The sequence below is a fragment of the Salinimonas marina genome (assembly GCF_015644725.1).
Taxonomy (GTDB): Bacteria; Pseudomonadota; Gammaproteobacteria; order Enterobacterales; family Alteromonadaceae; genus Alteromonas.
On record NZ_CP064795.1, the window covers coordinates 1,810,887 to 1,823,463 of the forward strand.

Below are 12,577 nucleotides of genomic sequence, written 5' to 3' on the forward strand. Positions count from 1 at the left end.
AGCAGCTAAATTGGGCTATCGTTAAGCACTTGCCTGCCGGGAAGCCGAAAGCGGTAACAGGCACACATTACAGGTTTGTATAAAACCACAGTACGAGGTCTTACTTTCACAATGCGCTAACCCCGGATGCTGTATGTATATACAAGCCTGGTGTTTTCTCCCATCTAAGGAGCGTTTTTTGAGCGGTCGGCGATGTAATGCAAGGCCAAACCAGGGGTTGAGGCGTAACCATTACACCAAACAAAGTAATACGAGGAACAACATGAAGACAGTTGGCTATGCTGCCCATGATTCTGATGCCCATATGGTGCCTTATCATTTCGAACGTCGCGCACTGCGCGACAATGATGTAGCGATTGAAATTCTTTATAGCGGTGTTTGTCACTCTGACCTGCACACGGTTAACGGCGACTGGGGTCCCCAGTCATATCCATTAGTGCCAGGACATGAAATTGTCGGGAAGGTGCTGGAAGTTGGCCCCGATGTAAAAGATTACAAAGTAGGCCAGCATGTAGCAGTAGGCTGCATGGTGGATAGTTGTCAGGACTGTGATCAATGTCACAACCATGAAGAGCAATATTGCCGTAATGGGATGACGCCAACCTACGGTGCTCCAGATCGTATTGACGGGACCATCACTCAAGGCGGTTATTCCAAACATATTGTGGTGCGCGAACAGTTTGTACTACGTCTGCCAGAAGCATTAGATATGGCTAAAGCGGCGCCGATACTGTGTGCCGGTATTACCACCTATTCACCGCTTCGGACCTGGGATGTTAAAGAAGGTAGCAGAGTAGGGGTAGTTGGTCTGGGCGGCCTGGGTCATATGGCAGTGAAACTGGCTGTGGCAATGGGTGCTAAAGTCACCGTCATCAGCCGTTCTGATGCTAAAGATCAGGAAGCCAAAGAACTGGGTGCGACCGGCATTCTGGTATCAAAAGATGACGACGCTATGGAGCAGGCAGCGAACTCATTTGATCTGATACTGGATACCGTACCCGTGAAACACGATGTTTCTCAATACGCGCCGCTGCTCGATGTAGACGGATCGCTTGTTATTGTGGGGCAGGTTGGTCCGCTTGAGGAACCTTCTACAATTCCATTAGTAACGGGACGTCGTCGTATAGCAGGTTCATTAATCGGCGGCATTGAGGAAACCCAGGAAGTGCTGGATTTTTGTGCCAAACATAACATTCATCCAGAATGTAAAATGATTCGTCCCGAGGAAGTGAATAAAGCGTATGAGCATTTGGCGAAAGGCGATATCGCTTATCGGTTTGTAATGGATATGTCGTCTTTGGACGTTGATGCTTAGTTTTATGCGGCACTGAAATAAGGTTAGACCATCAGTTCTAATCATAAGCCGGCAGGTGCTTTTACAATAAGCCACTGCCGGTTTTTTTATTTTAATCTTACCGGGCCTGCCACTCTGACTTTCCTCACTCAGGCCTTTTTTATCGATCTGGTTTTACCGCACCTTTCGTCTTTATTGTCATTCAGTACTTTTTTCAGCTTGCCTAATTACTCAACTGGCACTTTAATTAATTAAAGGAGGGGTTCGCCTGCCTGATGCTTATCCTAAAAAACAGGAGCAGACAAACCTGTCTGAATACAACCAGACATTGTTTGTTAATTTAAAACAATAATACTTCCCTGCGGGGAAAGGAGATTGTATGGCACGCCACAGACATCTCGTGATTGCCCGTCGGCACTCTTTTTGGTTGGCGTTACCGGTGAGCCTTGTTTATTTGCCGGGTGTGGCAGCACAGTCCGAAACTGATTCGCCGCCACCGACAGCCTATGAGCAGGAATTAAAGCGCCAGGGCCGGTTAATAGAGCAGCTTCAGGAGCAAGTTAATGCGCTAAAACAAAGCCTTCAACAAAAAAGTGCAAACAAAAAGCAAGAGCAAACCTCCCGAACCAAACCGAGCCAGAGCGAATCATCGCCTGAAGTAGCCAGAAATACCCCGGAACCGGTGGGACAAAAGCCCCCGGAACCGGAGGCTAATACCCGTGCTTTACCTGAAAATGTCAGTAGTGGTAACGGCGTTTTAATAGGAAAAGACAACTCGATATGGGAGGCCTCGCTAAGCTATTCATATACAGACAACAATCGAGTGTTTCTGGATGGCTATTCGTTTATACCAGCCCTGGTGGTTGGTCTTATCGATATTCGTCAGGTAAAGCGCCATAGTTTTATCGGCAGTGTGTCTACCCGTTATGGATTAACCGACCGGTGGGAATTTGAGGTCAAGGTACCCTATGTATACCGCGATGATACCCAGCGCTCGAGGCCGGTTAGCATTGGTGTGAGTGAAGACGAAGTGTTTAATGCCAATGGCGAGGGCTGGGTGACATCCAGGTCTCCACTCGCTTTCAGCTTAATGATGTCGGGCAGGGCGTTATTTATGTGGCGAACCTTGCGGCCACCTTTCCTACCGGTAAAAGCCCGTTTGATGTTGAGTTTGTCGAGTCTACACCCGGCGCGGTGTTTCCTACAGAACTTCCCACCGGTTCGGGTTACATGAGTATTCAACCCAGCCTGAGCGCTATCTATCCTACCGATCCTGGCGTTTTTTTTGGCAACTTAAGCTATTCCTACAATGATACAACCGATGATGAGGAAACCGGCGAGGTGGATGCCGGTGATGGTATAGGAATAAGTTTTGGTTTGGGTGTGTCGCTCAATCCACGTACCTCAATGAGCCTGAGTTATTCTCACAAGCATGTATTGGAGTCTGAAATTAACAACGAAAAAATAGCAGGTAGTGAACTGGACATTGGACAGTTGATCGTAGGTTATTCATTTCGTTATTCATCCCAGTCCAGCATCAATACGTCTTTAGCGGTAGGCGTCACCGATGACGCCCAGGATGTACGCCTGAACGTGCGTTTCCAGTCCGCGCTTTGATCCTGGCTTATCAGCTGCATATTCAAATATGCAGCTGATATCCCACCCCTTTAATGGTTAACAAACATTGGGGCTGGCAGGGATCATGTTCTACCTTTTTACGAAGCGTATGCACATATTGATACAAATCGGACTTGCTAGCACGGGGAGTATCGGGCCACAACTGACTAAGAATGGCCTCAACACTGCATATTTCATCCCGCTCCTCTACCAAAAGCATAAAAAGCTCAAACTCTTTACGGGTAAGCTGTAAATCACGGCCTTTTTTATAAACCGTTCGGGTGTGGGGGTTAACCTCAAATTCCCCCATTTTTATGATGGAGTGGGTGTCACCGCCAGAATGTGAGCCTGAATGACCATTGTTGGGTTTTGCACGCCGGTCATTCATATGACGACGCTCACGCACTCTTCGTTCCTGGTGATTCTTTTTGTAAAAGTACTGACCGACAAAGTAATCCAGTCCGGTAAGCAATTCACCACGTGGCAAATAATGATGATGAGTAAAAAACGAGGGGACCAGGGGTTTTTGTTTGTCGTAGACAAAAATAACCGGGGTGCCACCGTTCAGCTCCAGTATTTGCCATATTTTTTCATCGGCCCTGGCAAACGCTTTAAGATCATGGCGTGCATCAAAAACCAGCAGCCTGAACAGGCTTTGCCGATGCATTGATTTGAGTTCATCGAGTACTTTTAAGATGGTGAGTTGTATATTTTTTGCCAGACAGTAGCCACTTAATTGGGCAGTCACTGTGGTATCGCCGGAGATCGCGATAATGCATTGATGGTTAGATAAGACTGTCATTGTTGTGCCTTACAATAATGAACAGCAAGATCATAAACGGAGGCACTTCTTCCTGAAGTGGAAGCACCGTAAAAATAGCATTTCTTGTTGTTTAAGTTAGAAGAAAACCATGCGGTATAAAAATAAGCATAAATTAAACCGGATATAAGTTTTCCCGCACTTTCGGGAGCTTAAGATACCGCGGCATAAATAAGAGTCAGTAAACTATCAAAGTTGTAAAATTTTCTGACACTTTTTACTCTGTTTTTTCTTGAGTTACTTTTGAGTTTCTGTTGATGGAATCTTGAGTTGCGCATCACCTATAGTATTCGTGGGCAAAGAGGTATTGAGCCTATTTCTAACAAGCTATATGGCGTTGCGTTGCTTTTGTACGAAAAATTTCCAGGTAGCCGGGCAACAAGCGCACTTTTTGGAGAATATAAAGATGAAAGCCTTCATTAAAAGTCTAGTTGCAGCCAGTATCGCTCTTGCGTTTGGCTTATCGATGAACGCGTATGCAAACCCCACTAATACCGCCGATGAAGTGGTTGATTCTCAAACGGCAACCGCCTATGCGGATACCAGTGGACAGGGCGCCGCGGCAGCAAATGAAAACTCAAGTGCCACAACTGATTATAGTACTGACAACTCGAATAATTCCGACAACAGCGATAATTCCGATAGCAGTAATAACGCAGATAGCAGCAATAATTCGGACAATTCTAACAACTCTGATAACAGTGATAATTCTGACGCGAGCAATAATTCAGACAACTCCAATAATTCTGATAACTCAGCCCGTGATAATTCAGACAATTCAGCCAGAGATAACTCAGACAATTCGAACAACAGCGATGGCAGCAATGCTTCGGCAGCAGACTCTGCTGCAAACAACAACAGCTCAGCCTCCAGCGATCGTTCCGATAACTCTGACAACTCCAACAACTCCGACAATAGCGATAATTCTGACGCGAGTAATAACTCAGATAATTCCAATAATTCGGATAACTCAGCCCGGGATAACTCAGACAATTCCAATAATTCTGATAATTCCGCCAGAGATAATTCGGACAATAGCTCTGCCAGTGCAACGGATGCCGCCGCGAATAACAACAGCACCGCTAACTCTGACCGGTCTGATAATTCGGATAATTCCAACAATTCAGACAATTCGGACAACTCCGACAATTCTGATAATTCAGACGGCAGTTATGCAGCAGCCTCCGATGCGGCCGCAAATAATGGTAGCAGTGCTACTTCTGATCGTTCAGACAACAGCATGGCCAATGCCTCAGCAATGGGGTCTGCAGCAGCCAATGGCGGTAGCACCGCTAGCGTAGATAATTCTGATAATTCGAATAACTCTGACAACTCGAACAATTCAGATAACTCCAATAACTCTGACAACTCTGATAACTCAGATAATTCAGATAATAGTTATGCCAGTGCTAACGGTGGCGCCGCCGCCAACAACAATAGTACTGCAACAGTAACTAATACTGACAACTCTGATAACAGCATGGTGATGAGTGATGGTACCGGAACCGCCGCAGGTGATAATGGCGCGACCGTGTCTGCTACCTATAGTGTTAATGAGTCAATGTTGACAGGTGAAGTAACCGGTAATTACGTGGAATATTCCATGGACACCCGTTCAAGCATCAGCAACGCCAACTCTATGGACAACACCTTTAACGGCACTGCTGGAATAAACCAAAATGTACAAAACCTTGGCGAAAATGCCCTGGTTCAACAACAGGTTTCTTTCCAGGGTAATGTTAGTGTGAATCCTGGTCAGTAGTTATATACCTGAGCAACTCAAATGGGCCTGACGGCTGTATCGTCAGGCTCCCTTATGAAGGAAAATAGCCATGGCAACTTTTTATCAATGTTGTTGCCGGTTAATGGTTATCACAGCTGTTTCAACACCGGCAATGTCACACCCTGAGATCCACACCGATCCGCTGGGAAGTCCGGTTCAGCTGGAAGAGCTTGATACAGTTCGGGGCTAGGTGGTGTGGTGGATATCACCAGTGCAGCACACCTGGAAGCAATACTGGCAGACAATGATGCGTCAAACAGTGTAACTGGCAGTAATTCAATAGATGGTTCGTTTACCGACGCCACCGGCGTTTTTTCGATTATTCAGAACACTGGTAATAACGTGATCATACAAGATTCGACCATTATTACGGTTACGATTCATCAGGAGCAATAGGGTACAATCATGAAGATAGTAGGGGTAGGTGTTGCACTTTTTCTGGTTACATTTTGCAGTGTCGCCGGCATGGTTAACATCGGCGGGAATCTGAATGTGCAGGTAGAAAGTATGGTTGAAAAGCGTTTCGACCGAATTTACCGGCAACAGTACGATTTTAGCTGCGGGTCGGCCGCTTTGGCCAGCCTGCTATCCTTTCATTACAATGACATAGTAACAGAGTTTGCTGTGTTTAAAGATATGTTCAACAAAGGCAATAAAGATAAAATACGCCAGCAAGGGTTCTCGATGCTGGATATGAAACATTATTTATCACGCCGTGGTTATCAGTCTAATGGCTTTAAAATAACCCTGGAACAACTGGCGCAATCCCAACGCCCCGGCATCACTATTATCAATAACAATGGCTATATGCATTTTGTCATTGTGAAAGCGCAACGAGCAAACGAGGTGTTAGTGGGCGATCCGGCCGTAGGCTTAAAAATTATTCCCAGGGAAGAGTTTGAAAGCATGTGGGCAGGACGCATTTTTTTTATGGTTCAGAACAGGGTAGACATAGCGGGCTACCATTATTCTTTTGATAAACAATATCAGTCTCCGGCTCAGGCCAACCTGGGTTTGCCGGTAGATATACAACGTCTGGATGTGCTTAGTGTCATCCCCGCGGGTAACTGGGACTTTTAAAATGAAGCTACTCTCAGGCCTATGCATAGCAGTAGCGATAACCATCGGCAGCGTAACCCCGATGTACGCTCATGCCCGTGATATAACCGCAGACCACTGGATCCCGGTGGCTGAGGACACATTAAATAGCATGCGGGCAGGGTTTGTATTGGATAATGGCATGATTGTCGATATTCAGTTAAGTAAACAAATTTTTGTTAATGGCAGACCCCAGGCTCACACCACCTTCGATAGTATGGATACCAGACTTGTGACTTTCGCCGGCAATGACGCCAATACGTTGCTTCAGAATACCTTGAATAATCAGGTTCTTTTTAGCCTTACAGAAATCGACATCAGTGTGAGTAATCTTGCGCCGGTCCAGCAGTACTTGTCACAATCCGTGGTGTTTGAAACATTGTTTCATAACGCCCTTGGACGCTAGCCGAACAAGGTAAAAGCCTCTCCTTTACGATGTTATCGCACCTTTGATATGCACCGACAAAGCTTGTAATGCCTTAATAAAGACGTTTATATTGGTGGTTATGTGAACAGATCAGTCAGGGAAAGAACATGCCATTAGTGCCACCTCTGTCATCCGAGGCGAACCCGGAAGTTGCCGATATGGCCAGCTTTTTTAATGAAACTTTAGGATTTTGTCCTAACAGTGTGCTCACTATGATGCGCCGGCCTGAAATTGCCAAGGCATTTATTAACCTGAACATGGCGGTGATGGACAACCAGGGCGCCGTGACCAGTGCATTCAAACGTCTGATTGCCTATGTATCGAGTAATGTTTCCGGTTGCCGGTATTGTCAGGCGCATACTATTCGCGCCGCCGAGCGCTACAACGCCGAACCGGACCAGCTCGACCATGTATGGGAATATCAGACGCATCCTTCGTTTAGCGAAGCCGAACGGGCCGCGTTAGATTTGGCCGTAGCCGCATCCACGATTCCTAATGCAGTTGATGCACCCCTTATAAAGCGGATGAACCGGTACTGGTCTGAAAACGATATCGTAGAAATAATGGGTGTTATCGCCTTATTTGGCTACCTGAATCGCTGGAATGATTCGATGGCCACCACCATAGAGCCCGACGCTATCAGGTCTGGCGAAATATTGCTGGCTAACACGGACTGGGAAACCGGCAAGCACCGCTGATATACCAGCCAAAGTGTTCTTGCTGAAGAGATAAGGTGCCAGCACTAATTTATGGCACAGCACGTTGGGTAAATTGTGAACTTTATGGCGTTTTTCACATTACTAATTAATTCATAATGATGAAAGGTGGAGCTATGGATATTACAGGTTTAATCATATTTTTGCTGATAGGGGCTATCGCAGGCTGGCTTGCTGGTAAAATAATGAAAGGCGGTGGTTTTGGTATTCTAGGAAATATTATCGTTGGAATTATTGGGGCAGTATTAGGCGGGTTTCTGTTTGGCGCCCTGGGTATCAGTGCCGGCGGCATAATTGGCTCTATAATCACTGCGACAGTGGGCGCAATTGTCCTGCTATTTATTGTCGGGTTAGTTAAAAAAGCATAGGCTGCTTTTACCTCACTGAAATAAGTTAAAAGCCCCGTTAAGGGGCTTTTCATTATCAAATGCTTGAAACATAATTATGACTGGTTAGCTGCTATATTGACTTAGATAAGGCTGACTATAAAGTTGCTTCTCTAATCTTTATAGTCTATATATTAAAAAATATTTTGTGCCATTATTGCCAGTGACCTATTCAATAAAGCATGGATAATAAAGATGATATGCCATCTTTTAGATCTCCCGGCATACAGCACTTTAGCCGCTATAATAGATGTAATGGCAAAGGTAACAGGGTTTTAATTTAACCACACAGGGATCGTAATTTATAAACAAGGGCTTTTTATAAGTGCTCTTTTTTATCGGCTTGATGTATGCAATGCTACTATTTTTGTGTCTGAAAAAAGCCTGGTTTCGAATCAGCTTAAGCTCATTGGTGTTATTTCAACACCCTTTTTTCCTGGTTTAGGCTTGTTAATAATAGCCACGCTTTCTCGAGGTCAGAAACTTCTTAAATAACAATAAAAACAGATATAATTCCAATTGATATAGAGTGCTATCTGTTTTTTAATGATTTTAATGGTGAGTCACCGACCATAATTTTTGGAAAGTTTCGACATTCCGCCTTTTCCCACCGCAGCTTGTTGGCCATAATGCCCCGGCATTTCTGGTGAATTCCACCCCCCGGCTAATTGCATTTCGGGCAGGGTGGCACCATTTTCTGCTAGCGAAACAGCGCCACCAACTCGCCCGGAATGGGGAGTTATATTTTCTTTAATGTCTGCCAAATTGCCAATACGTTTCCAGATTCGGTAGATACTTGAGTATTCTAAAATGGGTGATGATTTGCCGGCTTTGGATTCATCATAAGGGAGTAGGGCGTGACCGCGATTAGAAACTCGTCTGAACAAGATCCCTTTGTTGATTCTTCGCGGATCATCCATCTCTCGTTCGTGTTCTTTTGTTTTATTGAAGTTGGCTTCATTAATGTACTCGTCAATCATAGCAATGGTACTGTTGGAGATATAACGATAAGAACCTTTACCAGCTTGGTCCGACTTTGATGTGATAACAAGCAGCGCATTGTTGCGTTTGTTGATATGTTCTAATCGTATCCGCACAACTTCATCGGCGCGCAGCAAACCATCAAACATCAGATTGATTAATGCAAGGTCACGCATCTCTAACAAGGTATCGGGTATAACGTTATTGTTTATTTTTTCCAGAATATCCAGCGTAAGCGGAACCGCCTGATGACTACTAAGCTGGTACTTTTCATTCTGAGCAAGGGAAAGTTTGACAAAATCTTTCAGATACACCGAATGAACAATAGGATTAGGTAACTGCGCTATCCCAAGGAATTTACTCAAGGCACTGAGCCGCCGCTTTATGGTTCGATAGGCAAGGGGACTTTGACACAGAACCTCGACATAACGTTTTATACAATCTTCATTGTTAGGCATTGAGTCATTAAAGCCTTCGAGATTCTCCTGTTCACAAAATATCGCAAACTCATTGAAATCACTCACGTAAGCCCGCTGAGTATTGTGGGGCAGCTTGGTAAATATATCGGTGAAATACTTATTCACCGCATCTTTATAGACACTGACAAAACCCGGGATCGGTGCTAAAGCTGAGTAACTCATGAATTCCTTGATTGTTAACTAACTGATATTAATGAAGATATTTGTATTTACTAAACTATTCCATACGATTAGGTATTAACTTCACGCATGATAATTCCAGTTATCTTGCGTGAAGGATCGCAAAAGATCTGCTGACTCAACTTCCCGGTTGCTTATAAATGCTCTTTTATCGATAACTGTATAAATATACAGTTTATGGTGTAATTTGCAAGTTTTCGCTGGTTTTAGAGTTGGATGGGGATTAAAAATTTACGATTCAGTTTGTCAGGCTTCGGCGTTACAGATGGCTAAAACTGTGGCCGTACTTGGCTATTTCTATAATGGGCTGTGGGTAAACCGGTTCAATGTACTCTTTTAAAATCGTGATTACTTCGCACATATTTGTCGAGCTTTTGCTCGAATGGCCTGAGTCGGCTTGGCTTAGATGTCGCTATCTATAACATTAACCGGGTTTGACGGGTTTTGATATGGTTTGAATAATGCGAATAGTTTTTGCTTAAAATTCGGGCTATAAAAATCGTGTTCTGTGTGAAATCTGACGGGTAACGGTACCTGCATAGTTTCAGATTTTACGTAGCGTCGCCTGATTTATAATCTATTTTAAGCGTGTAAAATCAGTTTACCGCGATTAGACATCCAGGTTATGGCTTTTCATTCAGCATCGCCAAAATGTTCCGGTGATAACCTTGAAACGGTATTCAGAGTTAATCGAAATTTGAAAACCCTGATTAGCACATTTTCATAGCTAATATCACAACTTACAGGCGCGCGACTAAAATTGGTGGTTTACTAGAGCTGAATCAATCTGATCTGTATTGGCTTGATACTAAGAATTTGGGTCTGTTGAGAATTAGCTAAACAATGCGGTAATCACGATACTATTTTCAACACGTAAGAATCGATAACAAGTAAGAACTGGCAGGCACCGAAGTTACCGAGCATCTCTATTGAACACCTATGGTAAGCGACTTAACTTTCCAGGGTTTCAAGCAGCTTAGCTAATGCCAGCGTATTGGTAATATAAGTGTTGGGCTGTACAACCCTCACTTGGTATCTCATAATATGCCATTTAACATAATATACATTATGCGAAGTTATATATTATTGTACTTCAGTGAGTTGTATTCGCTTTAGAGTTCGTTCGTGCCGTCATTAGTGCGCTAACAAGTTGCGTTGTGCCAGGTGTTTTGGATAAGGTGGCGATTCAGACCAGCCACCGGACTCAAAATACTCCCAATCGCTACGATGTTCTTTATAGGTAAGCCATTATTGTAAAAGCTTTTCTCGGCTTACTTTCTCTAGCTTCTGCTTCATTATCGGAGTTTTATTGCGAGTAACTAAAAAATTCAATACAGTAAAAAAGCCAATTCGCCTTTCTGCTGCCTGGTAAATTGTGGTTGAAGACCAGTGCTTATGGTTTGCCCGATGCTCATAATTACGGCCAGGCCAATTAACCTCACCTAACCATTTTGATTGAGGTTCTAAACTGATAATTTTAAATGGCGGGCCGAAGCCCGCGAAGAAAATTAGAAATTAATGCGTAGATCTGCACCAACAAAGTCAAAGTCATCTCTTGCTTCATAAGAGGCGCCAACAGCAAAGTTAGGAGTAATATAAAAATTTGCGCCTACTTCAAAGCCAGTGTCACCTTCTTCCAGCTCTACATGTTTTACAGCTGCAGACAATTCCAGGTGATCAATAACCATAGAGCGTACCCCGGCTTCAATGCCAAAACCATCATCGTCGCCTTCCATAGAAAGACCGCCACCCGAGAATTCGGCATCGAGGCGCTCAAAGGTCAAAGCACCAAATAAGTCAGTAGTTTTGCTTGCGCTGTAACGATAACCAAATCCAGCGGTTAGCTGACTTAATTCCACTTCTAACCCATATTTATCTTCACTCAAATCCCGGTAAGCAGCTTTCAAAAAGAAATTTTCACCGACCGCGGCTGAAGCTGCTAATGCGTATCCCGCAGGCTCGAAATCACCAGCATCATCAATATCAGCAACCTGGTAACCCGCTTCTACATAATCCCACGAAGGAGCAGATGAAAAGTTCTGTGCCGCGAAAGCATTCATGGAAAGACCAGCTACAACAGCTGCGAAAAAAGTGCGTTTCATCAAAATTATTCCTTTAAAAATATAATAAATGCCCTTAGAGGACGCAGCGCACTATACAGCAATTCTTTTAAAAGAAAAAATCAATAAATTTAGGTGGTTACAAATTCGGTCTGGGAGTTAATGAAAATAATCTTTAATATAAATAGTTAAGGACCTTTTCTCGATAAGCATTCTGTTCTGATTCACTTAATCGGGACAACGCGTTTCGCTGATCTTAGTTTGACTCAGTAATGTTCAGCGTATTTGTGGTCAGGGGCTTATTGAAAGTCTGATCTTGATACTCCCACGCAGGCAGTTTTTGGTTTTCCTAACTGGCTATTTTAGTTTTTTCATATACCAACTTTGTGTCGTACAACGTTCGACCAACAAGCATAAGTACATCAAGATACCGATTTAACCTTCGTGTGCCCTTCCCTGTTCACATCGTTCTTTGCCCGAGTCTGTCAAAAATTATACGATGATATAGACGGTTATCTTAGTGGATGACGGTAGTATGGAACCACCGAGAACGGCTTCAAATCTGGATGTAATGTATCAGGAAACTTAATTATTTCGAGGCGTTAAGCATGCATGACAGGAGATCAACAACATCACAGTACCTGCTGCAGGTTCGGTTACGGGCAACGGCAAGCTTTGTAACGAACATAAAAAAGCCCCGGTTGTACGGGGCTTAGAATTTTAAATTTAAGTTAAG

13 protein-coding genes are annotated in these 12,577 nt (G+C 44.0%); 10 read left to right on the top strand and 3 right to left on the bottom strand.

Annotation, left to right across the window (positions count from 1 at the left end):
* Positions 1-262 precede the first annotated feature (262 nt).
* The 3 genes from IT774_RS08020 (at position 263) to IT774_RS17385 (ending at position 2,911) form a co-directional block, all read left to right on the top strand.
* Positions 263-1,315, top strand: a complete 1,053-nt coding sequence (locus IT774_RS08020; RefSeq protein ID WP_195812108.1) for an NAD(P)-dependent alcohol dehydrogenase — start codon at positions 263-265, stop codon at positions 1,313-1,315.
* Positions 1,316-1,673: 358 nt separating this feature from the next.
* Positions 1,674-2,528 (top strand): hypothetical protein, encoded by an 855-nt coding sequence (locus IT774_RS08025; RefSeq protein ID WP_232365153.1) that lies wholly within the window; start codon positions 1,674-1,676, stop codon positions 2,526-2,528.
* Positions 2,525-2,911: a hypothetical protein gene (locus IT774_RS17385; RefSeq protein ID WP_232365154.1), complete on the top strand. Its 387-nt coding sequence runs from the start codon at positions 2,525-2,527 to the stop codon at positions 2,909-2,911. Before IT774_RS08025 ends, IT774_RS17385 begins: the two co-directional genes overlap by 4 nt.
* Positions 2,912-2,933: 22 nt before the next feature.
* Here IT774_RS17385 and IT774_RS08030 read toward each other — a convergent pair whose 3' ends face one another.
* On the bottom strand, positions 2,934-3,713 hold the full coding sequence (locus tag IT774_RS08030; RefSeq protein ID WP_195812109.1) for a winged helix-turn-helix domain-containing protein: 780 nt from the start codon (positions 3,711-3,713) through the stop codon (positions 2,934-2,936).
* Between the two features lie 424 nt (positions 3,714-4,137).
* Between IT774_RS08030 and IT774_RS08035 the strand changes: the two genes are divergently transcribed.
* The 7 genes from IT774_RS08035 (at position 4,138) to IT774_RS08060 (ending at position 8,123) form a co-directional block, all read left to right on the top strand.
* Positions 4,138-5,493 carry a dentin sialophosphoprotein gene (locus IT774_RS08035; RefSeq protein WP_195812110.1) on the top strand — a complete coding sequence of 452 codons (1,356 nt, stop codon included), beginning with the start codon at positions 4,138-4,140 and terminating at the stop codon, positions 5,491-5,493.
* 70 nt (positions 5,494-5,563) lie between these two features.
* Positions 5,564-5,704: a hypothetical protein gene (locus tag IT774_RS17390; protein WP_232365155.1), complete on the top strand. Its 141-nt coding sequence runs from the start codon at positions 5,564-5,566 to the stop codon at positions 5,702-5,704.
* A gap of 8 nt (positions 5,705-5,712) precedes the next feature.
* A complete protein-coding gene (locus IT774_RS08040; RefSeq protein ID WP_232365156.1) occupies positions 5,713-5,910 on the top strand; it encodes a hypothetical protein in 198 nt (65 codons plus the stop codon).
* Positions 5,911-5,919: 9 nt separating this feature from the next.
* Positions 5,920-6,594, top strand: a complete 675-nt coding sequence (locus IT774_RS08045) for a C39 family peptidase (RefSeq protein ID WP_195812111.1) — start codon at positions 5,920-5,922, stop codon at positions 6,592-6,594.
* A 1-nt stretch (position 6,595) separates the two neighbouring features.
* Positions 6,596-7,018, top strand: coding sequence for a hypothetical protein (locus IT774_RS08050; RefSeq protein ID WP_195812112.1), 423 nt, complete (start codon positions 6,596-6,598; stop codon positions 7,016-7,018).
* Positions 7,019-7,146: 128 nt separating this feature from the next.
* Entirely contained in the window at positions 7,147-7,737 is a 591-nt protein-coding gene (locus IT774_RS08055) for a carboxymuconolactone decarboxylase family protein (RefSeq protein WP_195812113.1), read from the top strand.
* Positions 7,738-7,871: 134 nt separating this feature from the next.
* Complete coding sequence (locus IT774_RS08060) at positions 7,872-8,123, top strand: GlsB/YeaQ/YmgE family stress response membrane protein (protein ID WP_195812114.1); 252 nt, start codon at positions 7,872-7,874, stop codon at positions 8,121-8,123.
* Between the two features lie 581 nt (positions 8,124-8,704).
* Here the strand turns inward: IT774_RS08060 and IT774_RS08065 are convergent.
* The gene (locus tag IT774_RS08065) at positions 8,705-9,763 is read right to left on the bottom strand and encodes a tyrosine-type recombinase/integrase (RefSeq protein ID WP_195812115.1); all 1,059 of its coding nucleotides are present in this window, start codon (positions 9,761-9,763) and stop codon (positions 8,705-8,707) included.
* 1,526 nt (positions 9,764-11,289) lie between these two features.
* Positions 11,290-11,883 (bottom strand): outer membrane beta-barrel protein, encoded by a 594-nt coding sequence (locus IT774_RS08070; protein ID WP_195812116.1) that lies wholly within the window; start codon positions 11,881-11,883, stop codon positions 11,290-11,292.
* Between the last annotated feature and the right edge of the window lie 694 nt (positions 11,884-12,577).